The 19598-nt window shown below is 62.0% G+C and carries 13 protein-coding genes; 1 reads left to right on the plus strand and 12 read right to left on the minus strand.

The features are described from left to right. Positions 1–146 precede the first annotated feature (146 nt). Positions 147–938, plus strand: a complete 792-nt coding sequence (locus ACFPN2_RS35170) for a phytanoyl-CoA dioxygenase family protein (RefSeq protein WP_380606743.1) — start codon at positions 147–149, stop codon at positions 936–938. Here ACFPN2_RS35170 and ACFPN2_RS35175 read toward each other — a convergent pair. From ACFPN2_RS35175 to ACFPN2_RS35230, 12 genes are all read right to left on the minus strand, one after another. Next, entirely contained in the window at positions 935–2578 is a 1644-nt protein-coding gene (locus tag ACFPN2_RS35175; RefSeq protein WP_380605477.1) for an alkaline phosphatase D family protein, read from the minus strand. The two genes, ACFPN2_RS35170 and ACFPN2_RS35175, sit on opposite strands and share 4 nt — an antisense overlap. Then, the gene (locus ACFPN2_RS35180) at positions 2575–3738 is read right to left on the minus strand and encodes a hypothetical protein (RefSeq protein ID WP_380605479.1); all 1164 of its coding nucleotides are present in this window, start codon (positions 3736–3738) and stop codon (positions 2575–2577) included. The genes ACFPN2_RS35175 and ACFPN2_RS35180 overlap by 4 nt, the downstream gene beginning before the upstream one ends. Further along, the gene (locus tag ACFPN2_RS35185; protein ID WP_380605481.1) at positions 3708–6962 is read right to left on the minus strand and encodes a carboxypeptidase regulatory-like domain-containing protein; all 3255 of its coding nucleotides are present in this window, start codon (positions 6960–6962) and stop codon (positions 3708–3710) included. Before ACFPN2_RS35185 ends, ACFPN2_RS35180 begins: the two co-directional genes overlap by 31 nt. Before the next feature lie 92 nt (positions 6963–7054). Beyond that, entirely contained in the window at positions 7055–8047 is a 993-nt protein-coding gene (locus ACFPN2_RS35190; RefSeq protein ID WP_380605483.1) for a FecR family protein, read from the minus strand. Continuing rightward, complete coding sequence (locus tag ACFPN2_RS35195) at positions 8016–8657, minus strand: RNA polymerase sigma factor (protein ID WP_380605485.1); 642 nt, start codon at positions 8655–8657, stop codon at positions 8016–8018. The genes ACFPN2_RS35190 and ACFPN2_RS35195 overlap by 32 nt, the downstream gene beginning before the upstream one ends. 85 nt (positions 8658–8742) lie before the next feature. Further along, the gene (locus tag ACFPN2_RS35200; protein WP_380605487.1) at positions 8743–9252 is read right to left on the minus strand and encodes an OsmC family protein; all 510 of its coding nucleotides are present in this window, start codon (positions 9250–9252) and stop codon (positions 8743–8745) included. A 12-nt stretch (positions 9253–9264) separates the two neighbouring features. Beyond that, a complete protein-coding gene (locus ACFPN2_RS35205) occupies positions 9265–10359 on the minus strand; it encodes a Gfo/Idh/MocA family protein (RefSeq protein ID WP_380605489.1) in 1095 nt (364 codons plus the stop codon). Between the two features lie 53 nt (positions 10360–10412). Further along, positions 10413–13232, minus strand: a complete 2820-nt coding sequence (locus tag ACFPN2_RS35210) for a M16 family metallopeptidase (protein WP_380605491.1) — start codon at positions 13230–13232, stop codon at positions 10413–10415. Positions 13233–13243: 11 nt separating this feature from the next. After that, positions 13244–15364, minus strand: coding sequence for a TonB-dependent siderophore receptor (locus ACFPN2_RS35215; protein WP_380605493.1), 2121 nt, complete (start codon positions 15362–15364; stop codon positions 13244–13246). A 123-nt stretch (positions 15365–15487) separates the two neighbouring features. Then, positions 15488–17185: a winged helix-turn-helix domain-containing protein gene (locus ACFPN2_RS35220; RefSeq protein WP_380605495.1), complete on the minus strand. Its 1698-nt coding sequence runs from the start codon at positions 17183–17185 to the stop codon at positions 15488–15490. A gap of 25 nt (positions 17186–17210) precedes the next feature. Then, on the minus strand, positions 17211–18227 hold the full coding sequence (locus tag ACFPN2_RS35225; protein ID WP_380605497.1) for a dipeptidase: 1017 nt from the start codon (positions 18225–18227) through the stop codon (positions 17211–17213). Next, on the minus strand, positions 18217–19584 hold the full coding sequence (locus ACFPN2_RS35230) for an APC family permease (RefSeq protein ID WP_380605499.1): 1368 nt from the start codon (positions 19582–19584) through the stop codon (positions 18217–18219). Before ACFPN2_RS35230 ends, ACFPN2_RS35225 begins: the two co-directional genes overlap by 11 nt. Positions 19585–19598: the final 14 nt, after the last annotated feature.

The raw sequence follows: 19598 nt of genomic DNA on the forward strand, positions 1-19598 counted from the left end.
CGGCAAGGTGATGTGCGAGGGGTACTGTTCCGAATGGTGAATGGTTTGGGTGGCTTTGCGCAATTCCGCGTCTTCGCCGAAGGCATGGCCGGTGTTGGAAAATGGCGCGGGTTGCCGGTACGAAGCAAATCGCGTATGTAAGAGTGATGGACTTCGGACCCGAGCCGGCACTGAACGCCGCCGACATCGCCGCCTTCGTCCGCGACGGCTTTGTTCGTCTGGACAACGCCTTTTCCAGTCAAACCGCCGAGCAGGCCCGTGCCATTCTCTGGCGGGCGACCGGCTGCGAGCCCGACGATCCTTCGACCTGGACTCAGCCGGTGATCCGCCTCAATCAATTCGGTCAGCCTCCGTTTCGCGAAGCCGCGAACACACCGGTGTTGCATCGGGCGTTCGATCAGCTCGTCGGCGCAGGACGCTGGCTTCCGCTCCATAGTGTCGGAACATTTCCGGTTCGCTTTCCTTCGCCGGTCATGCCCGGTGACGACGGCTGGCACATCGACATGAGCTTCGGTCACGAGACGCCGGACTTCATGGAGTGGCGCGCGAATGTGAGCAGCCGCGGGCGTGCGTTGTTGATGTTGTTTCTATTTTCAGACGTGGAGCAGGACGATGCGCCGACCCGCATCCGCGCCGGATCTCACATCGACATCGCGAAACAACTTGCACCGGCGGGAGAAGCTGGGCTCACGCTGCGTGAGCTGGCAGCAGATGGCTTCGCCGGCTCGTCACACCGACAGGAAGTGCTGGCCGTCGGCGAAGCCGGCACCGTTTACCTCTGCCACCCGTTCCTTGTGCACGCAGCTCAACCGCATCGTGGCAAGAACCCGCGGTTCATGGCGCAACCGCCACTGCTCCCACGTGAGCCCATCTGTCTGCACCGCGAGGATGGCCGGTATTCGCCGGTCGAACAGGCGATCCGGAACGCGATCGACTAAGCCGAGAACTTGCGCCGCCCCCGCTCGGCCGACATGCGATGAGTGCCGGCGACAGCCGTGCAGCGCGACTTGATCGTTCGCAGGAACAACCATTCGCCGATCACGCGCTGGGGTGTGACATCGATCATCATGTAGCCGCGTTGGCTGGTGTCGGCCCAGACCAGCTCGGGGTTCGTAGTCACAAAAGCACGGGCGACCTCTTTGGGATCGACGCCCATCGAGCCTTCGATACCGGGAGAGGTCACGGCGTGGCCGGCGAACTCGATGCCCGCTGGCTGGCCGTCTTCCACCAATGAATAGGCCCAGGCGTTGTGACTATCGCCCGAGAGCATCACCAGATCTGCATCCGCTTGTTGAGCGCTCTTCAGCAAACGCGAGCGAGCCGCCGGATAGCCGTCCCAGCGATCCATCCACATCGGCACACCGAGTTTGGAACCGCGGATGTCCTTCTTGAACTTGCCGACGACGCCCTCGCCCGCATCGGAGCGAAGCATGCCCTGCGTTGCTTCCGGCATCAAAGTGCGACCGATGATGGTCGCCATGCCGAGCAGCTGCCAAGTCGAAGCGGACGCGTTGCGTTTGAATTCCTGCGCCAGCCAGGATTCCTGCGTTGAGCCGAGCATCGTCGCCGTTGGATCGCGCCACACGCCGTCACGAAGTGCGCGTAAGGCTGCATCGGGATTGCTCGCTTGGTGAGCTTCGGCAAGCTCCGCGTAGATCGGTCGAGTGCGCGCGAGGAGGCGTGACTCGGTCCGATACAACGTCGCGAGCGAACCAATGCGATATGACTTCCAAGGTTCCTCGGAAACAGGCAACCACTCGCGATAAGCCTGCATCGAAGCCGCGCGGCGAATGCTCCAATCGCCTTCGGTCTTCGGCTGATGATTCTGCGCGCCGCCCTCCCAACTATCGTTGGTGCTGTCGTGGTCGTCCCAAAGCGCGACCATCGGCGCCATCTGATGCAGCTTCTGCAGATCAGGATCGGCGCGATAGCAGGCATGACACAAGCGATAGTCCGCCAGGCTGATCATCTCGTGATCGTGCGCGGGCATGACGTCGCGATCCGACACGCGATCCTTTTCTTTGTAGGCAGTCAGGCCGTATTCGTAAAGGTAATCGCCAACGTGCAGCCACAAGTCGAGATCGTCGCGAGCGGCCGCGTGGGCGTAGGCATTGAACCAGCCGAGCGGCATGTTGGAACAAGAAAACACGCCCAGCCCGAAACGATCGACGTCGCCGACCGGCAAAGTCCTCGTGCGCCCCACCGGCGACTTAGCACCATCGGGCGCAATGAAGCGATACCAATAGATCGTGCGCGGCTGCAAACCATCGACGGTCACCTTGGCCGTCCAATCACGATGCGCGGCGGCGCGCACGCTGCCGCCTGAAACAACGCGGGTGAAATCCGGATCGAGCGCAAGTTCCACATCCAGGCGAACTTCGTCGACGCCCGCGGACGGCACGTAACGCGTCCACAACAGCATGGAATCCGGCCCCGGCTCACCACTCGCAACGTTGTGAGTAAACCCTTTGGCGCTCAACACTTCGGCCGCGAGACTGCGACCGATGGGAAGCATTAACGCGCCTAAACCAAGCGCGCCTCCAACGACGAGGCGCCGGCGCTCGAGATTCACGGTCATCGAAGATCTTCCAAAGTCGCGGGAACGAAGGGCCGATTCGCATCCCCTGTCCATCGCATCAAAGTGAGATCGGACGTCTGCGCGCCTTTGCCGCCGGAGTTCACGGAGAGATAGAACAATCCGCGGCCGACAGGCTGGAATCCGACATCGCCCTTCTGATTCCAACCGCGCACACCCGTGGCGGCATCTTTCAAGCCATCATCGGCCAGCGCGAGCAACTGAGCCTGCTCCCAACCCTTCCCGTCCGCACTCCGCACGCCGACCAGATCGCCCTTCTTCGGCTGCGCCTGCGCATCGACGGCGAACAACAAATAGTTGGGGAATGACGGCTTTTTTCCTTGATAGACGCCCATGAACCAACGCTGCAGCGAGTCGTCGTAGGAAAGATTTTGCACGCCCCAGGTCGTGTTGCCGGTGCGGACGAAATGCTTTCCATGCAACGTCTTCGGGCCGCTGTGATGCGGCTCCGCTTCGTTGAGCGGTCTCGCGAATTTGCTCCAGCCACTCACGTCGTACTGAAGCAGCACTTGATGGTCGTTGTCGTCGCGACTGTTGTCGCCGTAGACACCGTAGGCAACGGTGAGATATCGCTCCCCATCGACACGACCGAACGCGGGACCGAAGCCAACGCCGTCGATGCCCGAGCAGCCGTAACGATGATCCACCTTGCCATCGCCATCCATGTCGGCGGCGAAGTCTTTGGTCACTTCCGGCAGATAGACCGTGCGAAAGATTTCCGTCTTGCTCGCCTCGACGCCGACGCGGTCGAGCCGGCTGACATCGATCACGGCGATATAAAACGCCTGCTCCTTGCCGTATTCGAGCGAGCCATAGAGCTTGCCGTCGGCCGGATTGAAATCCAGATCGCCGAGGTGACCCGTCCAGCCCTCCAGCGTACCGATCAGCTTGCCGCTGAAATCGTACTTCGCGAGCATCGTGGTGAACGAGTAATAGATGTAGCCGCCCTTCACGTCCACGGCGATGCCTTGCACGTGACCTGAATCCCAGGTGCCGCCATTCTGCGAAAGCGGCGGGCGGGTGGATTGTTCCATGGCGACGGCCGGAGCCGTCACCAGCAGGCCGCAGACGATCGCTGCGGCGAGACGTAGATCGAACATCACGGCGCGGATCAGAAAGTGACCTTGGCGCCGAGATTCCACATCGAGCCGTACACGGTGTACTGCTGACGGCGACTCTCGATGTTGGAATAGATGATGTCGGGCTCGTTGAAGATGTTACGACCCGCGAGTTGCAGCTCGATATTCTTCGTCGGCTTGTAGCTCGCGCTGACGTTCCACAGCTCGCGCGAGGTGTGATACAGGATGCCGTTGTTGGCGGTCGTCGGCGTGTTGCTCAACGCGCTGACACGGTACTTGCCCTGATAGTTGCCGTTGATCTTGAAATCGAACGGACCGTAGCTGTAACCGACGCCGAAGTTGGCCGCACGCTCGGGCGTGTTCACACGCTCGCCGTCCGGGTCGATCTTGGTGATCGAACCGAACACGCTCAAGCCCCGGAACGCGTTCGGCAGGAACGTGAGCTGCTGGCTGTACTCGAACGTGTAGCCTTCGTTCGTGCTGGTGCCCGGCACGTTCTGCGCGCTACGGAAGGTATAGCCCGCGTATTCGTCGCGGCTGAAGCCCACATCTTCAGGATTGACCGTGAGACCGGTCACCTGCATGTCCTTCATGTCGAGCTTGTAGTAGGACACGCCGACGACACCCGACGGCTCGAGGAAGTACTGGAGGGCCGCGAAATACTTCGTGGCATGTTCCGGCTTCAGCTCCGGATTCGGCACGGTGACGATCTGCGTGTCGTCGTTCACGGAGACCACGCCACCGAGGTTGCCATAGTCCGGGCGCAGGATGGCCTGACTGAAGGCGATCTGACCGAGCAGCTTCTGGGTGAAGTCGTACTTCACGCCGCCGCTCAGGAACCAGTCGTCATATTCGCCATGACGCTTGGAATACACGCCGTTGTTGTACTGGTAGAGCAAGCCATCGACAGTGGAGGTGCTGAGACCAGCCGCAGTCACTTCGCTCACCGGGCGAACGTTCGCGATCTGCGCCGCCGTCTTGGTCTGCTCATAGCGCAGGCCCAGGTCGAATCGGGCATCGCCGACGCGCGTCTCGGCCTCGACGTAAGCGGCATTGATGTCTTCCCAAATGCGCTTGTTGTTATCGAGCTTTCGTTTCAAGTTGCCGACGGTGTCCGGCACGAAATATTCCGGATGCTCCTTGTAGATGTCATAGACCGCGTAGTTGCTGTCCGCGCGCCAGTTCTGATCGTTCATGTTTCCGGCATTGAAGCCGAGCATTTCGAACTGGTAGTTCTGCGTCCAGGGAATGACCGCCGCGGGATCCATCTGAGTGAGATCGTTGTTCGGGCCGACATACTGGAACTGCTGATACGAGCCTTCGGTGGTCCGCCAGTCATTCTTGCGGCTGCCCACACCGGTCATGAGCGTGACCGGCTGATTGACGAGGGTGACATCCTTTTTCACATCCAGATTGGCGCCGTACTGCTCGTTGATCGCATCGGACTCGGCGGTGCGGATGTTGTTACCGATGTCGGCGTCGCGATTGAAGTTGCTCGGGTCGCTCCAGTCGCGGCCGGCGGTCTGCGTGAGCGTCCAGGCATTCGAATACGGCGACGGGCGGTCGAGCGTGAAGCCGATGCCGGTCAGCCAGCTGTCGGTGCGCTGAAAGAAGCCGTCGCTGTTGTCGCGGAAGTTGAATTCAGAGCGGGAATAGCTGGGGCGCAGCGTGACCTCCAACTTGTCGCCCTTGAATTCCAGGCGCGGCGCGATCGTGTACGTCGGCGTGCCGGCGTAACGATGCGAATATTCGGTGCGCAGGCGAGTGTTGGTCCCGCTGGGATTCACGACGATGTGCGTCGAGGTGGATTCCGGCGACGCATACGTCCGCGACTCCGTGCCGAAGTACAGGAACGTGTACTGATTGAAGTACTCGACGTCGTAGAACGAATAGGTGCTGCGCAGAGCCAGCACCCAATTGTCGTTGATCTGGAAGTCCGCGCTCAGGTTGGCGGCCGTGCGGCTGGTCATCTTCGGCCCCGGACGCCACATGATGCGATAAGGCAGCACCGTGCCATCGGCCAGGTACGACCAGTCCGTCTGCAGACGATCCTGCTGCACGTAGTTGGCGTTATAGCTGGTGTTGAAGGCGACACCCAGGCGGCCGTCCATGAAAACGTCGGCATAACCGAGCTGCGCGGACGGATAGATAGTCGAATGTTTCTTGTCGTCCGGGAAGTACTGGCGCGACCAGGTGGAATCGGAAGTTCCCACGGCGCCGACCTGTAAGACCACCTCGCGCTCGGTGCGATCGAACGCGTACTTGCTGCGCAGGTTGATCTGTCCACCCGGCGAATCGGCGTCCAGGCGGGCCGTCAGCGTGTTGTTGAGCTCGATCGCCTCGATGCCCGTGATGGACATCTGCTCGAAGGAGTTCTGACGTCCGGTGTTGTTGTTGGACGTGGCGGTGGCCATGCGGGCCCCGTCGATGGTGAAGGTGGAGTACTTCGGATCGAGGCCGCCGATGCGCACGGCGGTGGCGTCCACTTCGGTGTAGTCGAGCGAAATGCCGGGCATGGACTTCATGAACTCGCCCACGTCGCCCATGGTCAGCGCGCCGAAGTTGTCGGCGGCGACCACGTTCTTGGCATTCATGGCGGCGCGACGTTCCATGAGGGCGCTGGCCTGGCCTTCACGCTTCGCGGTCACGATCACCATGTTCAGCTCGTCCGCGTCGCTGCCGGTCGAGGCATAGGACGGCACTCTGAGCTCGAAATCCAGGGTCACAACTTCATTCGCAACGACGGTGATCGCGGCTTTGGACTCTTGCAGGCCGGTGTAGCGGACCACGACGGTGGCGTCGCCGGCGGGCACGCCGTTGAGACGGAAATTACCGCCGTCTTCGGAGTAAGTAACGATGGTCGTGCCTTCGACACGAACCTCGGCATTGCGCACGTACTCACCCGTTGCGGTGTTGAGTATGCGACCGCGCACACCGCCTGTGCCAACCTGTTGACCCGTCTGCGTCCGCGCGGCGGCACCGCCTGCCTGCTCGAGCAAAATCACATTGCCTTCATCTGACTTGATCGTCAGCCCGGTGCCCGCGAGCAGCGTGCGCAACGCTTCACGCGCATCCATCTCACCGGCAATCGCCGGCGTGTTGATTCCTTCCAGCGAGCCCGCCGGCGCAATGATTTGCACCTGGGCCTGTCGCGCCAGCTCCGGAATGGCAGTGACCGCAGGCTGTGCGGGCACTTCGAATGTGCGCTGTTGCGCCATCGCGTACGGAGCGGAGGCCAGTGCGGTGGCAATGGCACTGGCCAACAGGACGTTCTTGCAACGATTCATCTTCGGTGTTCCCAACGACAAGCTGTGTAATTAGCGAGGTTGAGAACAGAGAGCGCTGATGACGGCGTTTCCGTCAGTGTGTCACAGAAAATTCAAAGTGCGCGGGCGATGACGATTCGTCCCTCTTCCTGTCGCACTTCCGCGCCAAAGACATTCGCGACGGCGCGACTGAATCCCAGAGGATTATTTACGGCAAACAATCCCGTGACGGGCAGCTGGGCCAGCGCCGGGTCGGCGATGACGATGGGCGTGTCGCTGTAGCGCGCATACAGAGCGACCGCTTCCACGAGCGTTTCGCCCTGCAGGGCAATCTTTCCTTCGCGCCACGCCAGCTCGCGGCCGAGTTGACCGAACGACAGTGCGCGCAACTGCCACCCTCGTTCCTTTCCTGACAACAAGGATGCACCGGTATTCGCTGCCAACGGAATCGCAGCCGCTTGTTTCTCTTCACCTAGAACGACGTGACCATCCTTTACGAGGACCTGCGCAGTCTGGCCCTCCAGCTTGCGCACGACAAAGGTCGCCGTTGCAGCTTCCAAATGTTTACCGTCGACTTCAACGAACGTCGGCACCGTGGCGCCGGCGCCTTCGATCAACACTTCGCCGCGAAGCACCCGAATGCGTCGATGACCTTCGTCTTCGTAGACCTTGATGCGAGTATCGGTGTTGAGAGTGATCGTGGTTCCGTCACCCAGCGGCACGGTGCGCATCTCGCCTTTGGCGGTGGCGTAAGCCGTCGGCATTTGTAACGTCGCGACCAGCATCACCACGATCACGAGCGACGCGGCCAGCATGCCGCTCCAATTGATCACGCGCCGACGCGGCTCGACCGGAGCAGCTTGCGGCTCATCTTCTACGGCAGGTTGAAAGTCCTCGGGATCGTATTGAGGGCCGAGCGCGCCGGCAGACTCACTACGAATCCACAGCGCTTTTGCGCGGATGAAAGCTCCACGACGGCGGCGATCGCCGATCAACCAGTGCTTGAGCTCGTCGGCTTCAGCGGCGGTCAGAGGCGCACGATCCAACCTGGCCACCCATTCGGCTGCGATACGGTCAATGTCCTGGCTGGTTTCGCGCTCTTGCACTGGGTCGCCTTTGTTCTCGTTCGATTTGATTAGAGGCTTGGGCGGGGGCTTTTCCGCCACTGGCGAACCAATCTCCCAGCCAGCGAATGCCGCGAACGATGTGCTTCTCGACCGTGTTCTCGGATAACCCCATCCGGGAGGCGATTTCTCGTTGGGACAAGCCCCGGACCCGACGCAGGACGAAAGCTTCGCGGGTTTGCCCGGGCATGCTGGCGATCACCTCGGCCAGCTGGCGCAAGTCGTCGTGCGCAATGGCGTTTTGCTCGGGCGTGGCGGCGTCGTCGGGCAAGTCCACCAGCCCGAGATCTTCAACTGCGAGGATCGGGACGATCCGCGCCCGCCGGATGCTACGAACCACCAGCGAATGGGCGACTTGAAACAGATAGGCGCGCGGGTTCAGGATGTCGTCGACGCGTTCGCGCTCGGCCAGTAACGCGTAACTTTCCTGCACGATATCGTCGACGTCGAATGCCGCCGGCGCCCGCCGACGCGACAGCCAGCTCCGAAGCGCGGCCTCATGCGGCAGGATATGTTGCATGAACCAGCGCGCTCGTTCGACGTCGTCCAGAGGGAAATCCGTATCCCCCTCTATTTCCGTTCGATCAGCCACCCGGTTCCCCAACATCCCCGCCCAGGAAAAATGAGGGGAGAATGCTAGTCGGCGTGTATGACGATTATGTTTCAGTCATGACAGGCTAGCCGGCAACGTGATCCAGCGTCACGTTGACGGTCTGCGGGCTACGGAACACGTCGAGCACCGGGCAACACTGATTCACCTGCTTGATCAACTCCGCCACTCGTTCCGGCGGCGCGGACGACTCGACGGTCACGGTCGCAGATATCGGTCCGAAGCCGGGGCGAATCGACGGATCGGTCCCGAAGAAACCGCGGGCATCGAGCGCGCCGCTCAATGCGACCGAGATCGACTTCACCGGCACACCTTGCGCCTCGGCGTAACAGCGCAATGTGACTTCCATGCTCGCGCCCAGTGCCGCCAGCGCTACTTCGGCGGGATTCGGCGCCGAGCCAGTGCCGCCGAACACGACGGGCTCGTCGATGACGATCTTCAGTCCGCCGAAGGTGCCTTCGGATTTCAAGCCCTGAACCTGACGCGTCACGCCGCTCATAGGCTCGGCGCACTCAGCGGGATTGCCGCGCAGAGCCACCTGACGGAACTGACGCATCAACTCACCCAGATTCACCATGTCTTCCCGCCTCTATCGCTCGACCGTTTCCCAGCGCCGGGAGTCAGCGCTGCGATAAATGGCCAGTAGTGTCTGCAATGCTTGAATGCCGGTCGCCGGCCCGACCGGTGCGTCGTTGGAGTGCCGAAGCGCTTCGACGAATGTTTGCAGCTGCCGGCCGAAATGCGTCGGCGCCGCGGCGGCCGGAACGATGATTTCCCGCGTGCCTTCGGGCAGCGAAAGAAACATTCGATTGGCGTAATAGTAGATACGGAGCGCGCCCTTGGTGCCGTGGACGCGAATCGACGCCGCCTCTTTCAGCCACTGCCCGGGATCTCCACCGAAGCCGAGGCCGTGCTGCCAGGTAATCCCGCTGGCAAACAACCCTTCCCAAGGCATGTCCGAGGTAACGGTGGCTTCGTCGTAAACGAGCCAACCCATTGCCCCGTTCTCATGCTCGAGAACCGCGTACTCAGTGCTCATCTTGGCACCGCTGTAATTGCCACGCCCGAGCACCCGGCCAATCGGGCTGCCGATGATCCAAGGAAAGATATCGAGCAGATGCACGCCGTGATCGAACATGCCGAAGCCGCCGCCACCCGGCGTGCCTTCCGGATAGTGCGCCGTCGACATCGGCTTGAACTTGTCCGCGCCCGCGCCGGTCACACCGCGCTCTTCTATTAACACCACATCGCCGATCACGCCGCTGGCGATCAGCTCGCGCGCACGAACTATCGTCGGTAGGTAGCGATAGGACGAGCCGTACATGAACTGCACGCCGTTGCGCTCGCAGACCTGCGCCATCGCGAGCGCATCCTGCAAATTGTTCGTCATCGGCTTCTCGCACAACACGTGCGCGCCGGCATTCGCCAGCAACTCCGTATTGGGCCGATGTGACGCGACCGTCGACAACACGCAGCCGATGGCCGGTCGAACATGACGAAGCATTTCTTCGCAGCTCGTGAAGCCCGGCACCGATAACTTCTCGGCCACTTCGCGCGTTCGCTCGGCTCGTGGATCGACCACGGCGGCGATTCGAACATCCGGCAACTCTCGATACGCGGAGATGTGCCCGTCGGCGACCATACCGAGGCCGACGATGGCAATGGGAACAGGAGACTTCGTCATGAACTCAGCGTCGCATCGGCCGGAGTAAGCCGCATCCCGTACCGGTAACGTGCTCATGGCTCGCCTCGAGTGGCGGCGTTCACGACGTTCGCGATGCCAGGCTCGATGCGTGCCTGATCTCCCACCGCAACCACGACCACCTTGGACGGCTGCAGATATTGTCGAGCGACCCGTTGGATATCCGCCGCCGTCGTCGCACCAATACGAGTGGGCAGCGCCTGGTAATAGTCGAGTGGCAACTCGTAAGTGAACATCTGCCCCACCGTGCTCGCCATCTTGCCCGTGCTTTCGAACAGGCTGACCAGCGAGCTCTCGTAGGCCGTGCGGGCAAAGCGCATTTCTGCGTCCGACACCGGCTCCTCACGCAGCCGGCTCAACTCGTTGAACAACTCCTGCAACGCGGACGCAGTGACATCCGTGCGCACGTTGGTGCCGACGACAAACGGCCCGGGCTCGCGACGAAATGCAAACTGCGAGCGAGCCATGTAGGTGTAGTTGTGCTTCACGCGCAAGTTCGCGGTGATCCGGCTCTCGAAGATTTCGCCGAACACGAAGTTCAACAGACGCAGTGGCACGAGATCCGGACTGCTTCGTGTCGCGCCGATCGTTCCGACGCGCAACGCCGTTTGAGATGCGTTTCCGGCATTCTCGACGAGGTAATGTTCCTTGGGCGCCCCGGCTGCCGCACGCGCCACCTTCGCAGCCTTGCCTTGCCACGCACCGAAATACTTCGTCGCCAGCTCGCGCAGCTCCGCAAGCGATGCGTCGCCCGCCACCACCAGTGCGACGTTGTCGGGTGTATAGCCTTCCTTCCAGAAGCGTGCGATCTCGTCGCGAGTAATCGCTCGTAGCGCTTCTTCCGTGCCGATCTCGTCGTAACCGTAGTTGTGGGCACGCGCGAACAAATCGTCGTTGAACAAGCCGCTGCGACGATACGGCCCTACTCCGCCGTACAAGGTTTCGGTAAACAAATAACTCGCTCGCGTGTCCACGTTGCTGCGTGCCTGAGCGATCCGGGCCAGCTCCTCCGCGCGCAGCGAATCGAGGTCGGCCTGCGAGAACGCGGGATTCATCGCCGCATCCGACAGCAGCCCCAACGCACGCGGCAGGTTTTGTTTCAAGACACGGATGCCGAGCGCGGCCGCATCGCTGCTGATATCGGCCTCCACCTTGGTGCCGAGCTGGGCAGCTTCGAGTGCAAACTCGCGCGACGTGCGCTCCCGCGTTCCTCTCAGCAAGAGCTTGGTGGTGAATGCTGCAAGACCGGCGCGATTTGCAGGACTGTCGCCACTGCCTCGACGCACGACCAAGTGAGCAGAGATCGCCGGTATCTGGTGTTGTTCGACGAGCCACACCTGGAAGCCGTTATCGAGCACGACTCTCTGCGGCGCCGGCGGCTTCACCGCAGACGGCGGTCCGACTGGCGGCATCTCGAATTTATCGGTCTGCGCGAGATGTGACGATGCCGGCACCGCTTCAGCCGCGGGCACATCATCGACAACCTTCTCGCCTGGCACCGCGTAGATGACCACGCCCGAACCAGGCGTCAGCGTCGCAGCGGCCTTACGCAGCGAATCCGGCGTGGCCGCCGCAAATCGCTTCATCACTTCACGCAGGCATCCCGGATTGCGCATCAACACATTGCATTGATTCAGCTGCTCGGCGACGCCGCCATAAGCCGCATCCATCGTGAAGTCGCCGAATCCGTTGATCTCGCCGAGCTTCTCCAGGCCGCGAACGATGCTCAGCATCGTCGCATTGCGCGCCTGCTCGACTTCCGCCGCAGACGGGCCGGCCGTCTGAAACGCAGCCATCTCGCTCGCGATGGCGCTCTCGAGACGTTGCAGGGTGACGCCCGGAGCTGCGGCCGCCTTGATCGCCAGCACCGAGCCTCGTGCGAATGGCAAGTGCTCGACCACCAAGCTGTTGGCCAATTTCTCCTGTCGCACGAGACGGTCATACAGCCGGCTCGACGAACTGCCGAGTAGCGCGGAAAGCATTTCCATTTCAGCGTTGCCCGGCTGATACCAGCCCGGTGTCGCCCATGCCAGCGTGACTCGCGGCACCTCGACACGATCCGTGACTGTGATTCGCTTCTGCCCACCGACTCGCGACGCGCTCGCCCTAGCACGTGGCGGAACGGCACCCGCCTCAATGCTTCCAAAGTATTTCTCAACCAAGCTCCGTGCACGCGACCTGTCGATGTCGCCTGCAATCACCAAACTCGCATTGCCCGGGCCGTAGTACCGCGCGAAGAACTCACGCATGTCCTCGAGACGCGCGGCTTCAACCCCCGCGTGCGTGCCAAGGTATTTCCAATGATAGGGATGCCCCATCGCGAACAGCTGCTGAAACACCGCCTCGTCCGCGAGACCGTAAGGCTGGTTCTCGATGTTGAGGCGACGCTCATTGCGCACATTGGAGCGCTCTTTCGCCAGCAGCGACGCATTCAGCCGCCGGGGAAAGTTACGCCACCGTTCGCTTTCCAGGGCGAGCAACGTTTCCAATCGATCGGACGGCGCAGTCGTGTAGTAAGTGGTCCGATCCGGATCGGTCGTGGCGCCATCCTGGGTGGCACCGATGGATTGCGGGCTCGGCACGCTCTCCGGCGGCGAGAACGCGTACAGATGCTCGAACAAATGCGCGAAGCCGGGCTTGCCCGGCGGGTCGTCGCCGGACCCGACCTGGAAACGCAAGTTGGTCGCCACCACGGGCAAGCGACGATCCTCGACCAGAATCACTTGCAGTCCGTTCGGCAACGTCAGTTTTTCGAACGGAATGTTCAGCTCGACGGCGGGCGCGGCGGGCTGCGCGGGTGAGACACCCGCGACAGCACACAACGCCAACGTCAGAAGCCCGTGCCTCAGACGCATGTCGCTCTCCGCTAGTAGCTGATCGTGAGACGGAGGAACGCGCTACGCGGCGCGCCGTAATAGTTGCCGAAGCGCGTATCGCGAATGTTCTCGTAGTACGTCTTGTCGAACAGGTTGTTGATGTTCAACGTGATCAGCGCGCTGTCGGAAATCTGGTATCCGCCGCGCAAGCTGGCCACGACATACGAATCCTGCACGACGCCAACGCCGATCGATTCGCTGTTCCACGTGAGTCCGCCACCGACGCTGAAGCCGGCGAGCGCGCCTTCGTCGATCGCGTAGTTGGTGAACAGCTTCACGCTGTTCTCCGGAATCACCGGAATGAACTGCGTCCCCACCAGGGCCGGATCGGTATCGCGCAGGGTTTTGTTCTTGTTATAGGTGTAGCCGCCTTCCAGCGTCCACGAGCGGGTCAACGTGCCGTTGGCTTCGAGCTCGAAGCCTTCGCTCTGCACGAGGCCGGAGCCCACCGAGAAATTCGGATCGTTCGGGTCCGCGACCGCGCGGTTGCTCTGCCGGATACGATACAGCGCGCCCGACAACAACAATCGTCCGCCGATCAGATTGCCCTTCATGCCCACTTCGTACTGCTTGCCGATCACCGGCCCGACCGGTGCGAAGTTGGCTTTGCGCTCGGCCTGCGGCTGAAACACGTCCGCGAAGCTGGCGTACGCGTTCCACTGCTGAGTGAAGTCATAGACCAGGCCGACGTAGGGCGACACCTTCGCGTCCACCGAATAAACACCGGTCGGAATGTTGTCGAACTCCTGATAGTCATACTTCACCCAGGCCACGCGTGCGCCCAGCACGCCCGTGAGCTTGTCGGCGAGCGACAGGCGCGTCTGGCCGTAAACGCCATATTGAGTCTGCACTTCCTTGCCGGAGAAATATTCCTCGCCGCCCGGCGTCAGCGGCAGATCGGGCTGCGCAGGTATGACCGGGTTGTAGTAGTTAAAAGTCAGGCCCGTGTCGGAATCGGAGTTCGAGCGATATTCCCACTCAGACCGCTGATAGTCCGCGCCGAACAGCACACCGTGCTCGCGACCAAACAGCTCGAACGCACCTACTACGTTCAGATCGGCGGAGAACAGGTTTGCATCGTGCGCGCCGTGATAGCCGAACAGGGCGATGGTGCCATCGGTCGCGGTGATGGGACCGCGTCCCCACAAGTACTCCTCTTCGCGATCCAGCTTGGTGTACTGCACGTTGAGCCGTGCGTTCCAGGTATCGGTCAAGCGCTGAGCGAGCTCGCCGTACACCTGGCTCGACTTGGTTTCGAAGTAGTTCTCGTTACCGCCGGCATAACTATCGCGCGGCAGATCGATCAATCCCACGCCAGCGATACCGGGCAAGCCCACCTGCACGGTGGATCGATATTCATCGTAGTGCGCGCCGGCCGTGAGTGTGGTGCTCTCGGTGAGATCGAACGCGACTGAGCCGAAGAACAGCTTGCGATCTTTCTGATAATGATCGATGAACTCGCCCGCATCCTGCCAGGCCGCGCCCGCTCTGCCGCGGATGCTGCCGTCGTCGTTGAGCGGACTGTTGACGTCGAACTCGGCCCGCATGAAATCCCAAGAGCCGCCCTCGACCGCGGAGGTCAGCGCGAAATCCTTGCCCGGCCGCTTGCGAGCCAGATTCAAGCTGCCGCCCGGGCTGCCGGAACCGCTGAACAACGCCGACGGGCCGCGCAACAGCTCGACACGCTCGAACAAAAACAGATCGGGCACCGAGTACGGCGCATTCACGCCACTGCTGCCCGGCACGCCGTCGACGAGAAAGCTGGAGATCTCGAAGCCACGCGCGAAGAACTTCGGATATGCAGACACCGTCTTGGTCGTGGTGACGCCGGGCATCTCGCGAAACAAATCTTCCACCGACACCAGTCGCTGCAACAGGAAGCGCTCGGAATCGACGACCGTCAGCGAGCTCGGCGTCTCGAACACAGGCGTGAGGTCTTTGGCGCCGGCGAACTGATCGCTGCGTCGGCCCAGCACCAGAATCTCGGCAATCTGACTTTTACCTTCCGCTTGGTCGGAATCGGTTTCGGCGGCGTTGCCGAGCGGCACTTGCGCATTCGCGGCCAGCAGCGCCGAGAGGATCGAGATTTTCTTCAGCGATACATTGGACATTTGCTTTCTCCCCGTGCGGTCCGCGGACGAGCGTGGCCTCGTCGCGGTACTCTGTTGATGCCACGGGAGCTTCACATCGGTGCCAGTAAGCCGCATCCCTTCGGGGTAAGCGTGCTCGCGGGATCATGCGGTGACAGTGGTCATGCCTCGACTGCGGACCAGTGCCTGGAAGGAAGGCTCGGCACGCAATGCCGCCAGCATCGGCAACATCGGCGTGCATAGCGCCCAAGCGGCGCCGTGAGAGGTTGCCACTCGAAAGTATTCGACGGCGCGTTTGAGCTGACCGAGTGTGGTCGCAATGAGCATCGCGCCTTCTGCGAAAGCCGCGGATTGGCCCGCACTCGCTTCGAGCGCATGCAACTGCTGTAGAGCCCGATCTCGTTCACCGGAAACCGCGAGCACGCTGCCGTAAACACCTCTATAGAAGGGAGCGCCCGGCGCAAGCTCGACGGCCCGTCGCGAGTAGTCGATCGCGCCGGCCTTGCCGCTCATGATGAGGTTCATGGCCATCATGCTGTAAGAGCCTGCGGCCGCCGGGGCCATCGCGATCACTCGTTCGAGTTGCACCTGAGCTTCATCGTAGCGGCCGGCCAGATGCAGCAACTGACCGAGCTGCGCATTGACCACCACACAAGCGGGCGCACGAGCCACCGCCAGATGACCTACATGCACCGCTTCACGCAATCGACCTTGCGAGGCCAGGAAGTCGGTGTACCACTGCAAGGTCAATGCACTCGAATCGTCCAGACGCACGGCTTCGAGCAGCGCCCGCTCGGCACTCTCGAAACGAAGTTGAGCGAGAAGAATCAGGCCGCGCGTCGAATAGGCATCGGCGAGATTCGCATCGAGCACGAGCGCACGATCGATATAAGCTGTCGCGCGCTCCGCCGCGGCCACCGGCTCTACGCCGCCATAGAAGGCTTCGAGAATGTCACAATGAGCCATGCCGACCAGCGCCGGCGCACAGCTGGGATCCAGCTGTAGTGCTTGCCGGAATCTTGCCCGGGCGCCAGGAAACGACGTCGCGTCACGGGCCGCAACCAAGCGTTGGCCTTCAAGTAGTGCGTCGAATCCGGAAGACTGCCGATAGTGTTTCCAGGTCTGACGGCTCCAGTAGCCGGATTCGGTCGACTGCAACTCTCGCAGCAGTCGGGCGCACAGTCGCGTCTCGGCTTCCAGTGCATCGGCCAGCGCTGCCCGTTCGCTGGCGGCCCAGCATATTTCCTGACTGCGCGGGTCCACACAGCGCACGCTGAGCAACACTTCCTTTTTCACGACGCGCACGGACGATTGAATGATGAACGTGAAGGCGTCGGCATCGGTGCTGAGCGAGGCCTCGCGCGTGCTCACCTTCAACTGCGGCGCGCTGCCGAGCGTGTTCAACAACGTGTCACGAAAACAAGCGCCGAGTTCGACAGCTCGGGGACCTGAAGACAACAACGTGGGCGCGGCCAAGGCAATGGTCATGCCCGTGCGCGTCATCGTGCTGTTGGCCAGCTCGGAGGGAAAATCGCAAGGCTCGTAGGGCACCGACAGGCCGTAGCCATAGCCCGGCACGGTATGAATCGTTTCCTGCCCCGAAAAGAACGGCGCCAGCGCCCGACGCAACTCCACGACCAGCATGGACAGCGCCTTGTCGCTCACATCCCGATCGGACCACAGCCCTTCGAGCAGAGTGTCGCGCCCGACCGGCTTGCTGCCGGCGCGGCCGAGCATGATCAGCAGTTCCAGCGCTTTGCGACTGACTTCGAGGCGCACGGCCCCTTGCATGAGCGCCAGCTTGCGCTCATCGACGATCAATGCACCCAGCCTCGCTTTCACTGCTTCGCCCTCGAGCAGTCCCGCGTTATCTCCAGACCTGCGAGCAGATGCGCAGGTAGTTGCGGCCCAGAATGTCCTCGACTGCGCTCTCAGAGTAGCCGTTCGCGAGCATCGCGCCAATTAATTCCACGATCTGCTCCGGCACCGCGTAATTGAAGCCGGGCCAGGCCGGATCTTTCACCATCGGCCATTCCTCAGGGTGGGCCCGCACAAAGCTGTTCACCGGCTCGGCGTTGAAGATCACGTCAAATCCCAGCCCCACATGCGCCGGGCCCAGCAGTTGAACGTAGTGATCCAGGTGCCGGAACAACGTTTGCGTGCGGCACTTGGGATCGCCGAGGTACTCGCTCGAGCCTGAAATGCCCACCAACCCGCCGGTGGCGGCACAAGCCCGCGCCTGCTCATCGTCGATGTTGCGGAAAGAGGTGTGCACGGCATTGGCATTCGAATGACTGAACACCATCGGCTTCTGCGCTATGGCGAGTGCATCGAGCGAAGTCCGCCGCCCCACATGGCTGAGATCGACCAGCATGCCGATGCGCTCGGCCTCACGCACCAAGCGACGACCGTAAGGCGTAAGCGCACCGTCGGCCGGCTCGGCGCACCCGCTGCCAGCACAGTTGGCGCTATTGAAGGCAATCAACGTCTGACGCACGCCGAGTGCGTAGAACGCGTCGATGAGATTCAAATCGCGTTCGAAACATCGGGTGCCTTCGAATTGCAATACCACCGCAAGCTTGCCCGCGCGCTTCGCGGCCACGATGTCCTCGACCTTCTCGACCAGCGTCAGCAGCGACGATCGCGATTGCAGTTCGTGTCGTGCCCAGGCGGTGATGCGCAAGGCCTCGGCGCTGTTGTGATGATCGCCGGCGAGCGTGACGCCGACCGCACTCACGCCCGCTTTGGCGAATCGTTCGAGCTGTTCCCAGCCATTGCCGGCACTGCCCAGGCCCGGCAGGTCCACCGGCCAGACGTTATCCCAAACGACCGCCGATTGAAGCAGGCGCTGCGCGTTGGCGACGTGAGTTTGTTCAAGATGCATAAGCGGTGCTCTTCGATCTCATCATCCAAAGGACTGAGCCGGCGACGACCGCCAGCACGACGATGCCGAACTCGGGCGCCATCCAGCCCGTCTCGGCAACAGCAGAAATCAAGATGTAGACGGACATCGAGCCCGCGACGACCGCACCGAGCGCAGCGATGCAGCGCTGACGTAACGTCACCGCGTGCCGCCACGCTGCCAGGCTGACCAGGAAATAGACCAGCCCGAAACAAAGCGCGGCGACGTTGACGATAGGCACGAGCGCCGCGCGACCCGCGAGCGCGAGAATCACCGCGAGTACAGTGATAAACATCGTGGCCGACCGAGGCTCCGCCGCCCGACCGCTCAGCTGCTTGCGCAACTGATTCAACACGCGCACCGACGCGGCGAAACAAGCGATCCAGGCGGAACAAATCCCCAGCAGCCCCGAGATCAGCACCAGGTTGGCGAACGTCACACTCGACAGTCCGTTGCGAAACGCCGTGGCCGCCGGCAGTGGCGCAGCGATCAACGTTTGCCAGGGCACGACATAGGACGCCGCAAGCACGACGCACACGTAGAACACACCGGCCGCGACGATCGCGACTCGCATCACCCAAGCGACATCGGTCAGTCGGACGCTATCGGCGCGCTCGTTCGAAAGAATGGCAACCACGTGAAAGCCCGCGAACCATAGCGGCATGGTCGCGACGAGCGACAGAATGCCAGTGTAGATCGGCTCGCCATCGGTCGACGTCGGTAGCAGCGGCAACAAGTTGCTCGCGTTGCCCGCCATGACGCCGCCAACGATGAACACCGAAGTGACGCCGAGCTTCACGAACACGATGATGTTCTGAGCACGAGCCGTCTTGGCGATGGGCCGGAGATTCAACACGGCCACGAGCGCCGTTCCCGCCAACGCGATGGCCAGGGTGCCCGCATGCACGTCGCGGCCGAAGGCTCGATATAACGGCGCACCTTCCAGCGCCGGGAAGATGGTCACAGCGATCCAACCAGCCGACACCGCCTCGAATGCGACGATGCTGATGGTGGCCATACACATCGCCACCGTAACGATGAACGCCGCGTGTGAACCGAGCGATTCTGCGACCGCTCCGATCTCCCCGCCTTTCGAGAACAAATCGTTGCGAGCCAGCGCTGCATAGTTGGCGGCGACCAGCAGCACCGCCGCCGCACCCATCGCCAGCGCGACGACGCTGCCGCCCGGCCCGGCGAGGGACAACCACTGACCGAGAATGGTGATCCAGCCCACGCCGACGATGGACCCGAAACTCATCATGAACAGCTGCAGCCGGGTCAGGCCACGCGCCGTGCGCTCGGCGGAAAGCGGGGTCGTCATGGCCAGAGGGGTGCTCATGAATGACACAATGG

This window comes from Steroidobacter flavus, from assembly GCF_042651805.1.
Lineage (GTDB): Bacteria > Pseudomonadota > Gammaproteobacteria > Steroidobacterales > Steroidobacteraceae > Steroidobacter > Steroidobacter flavus.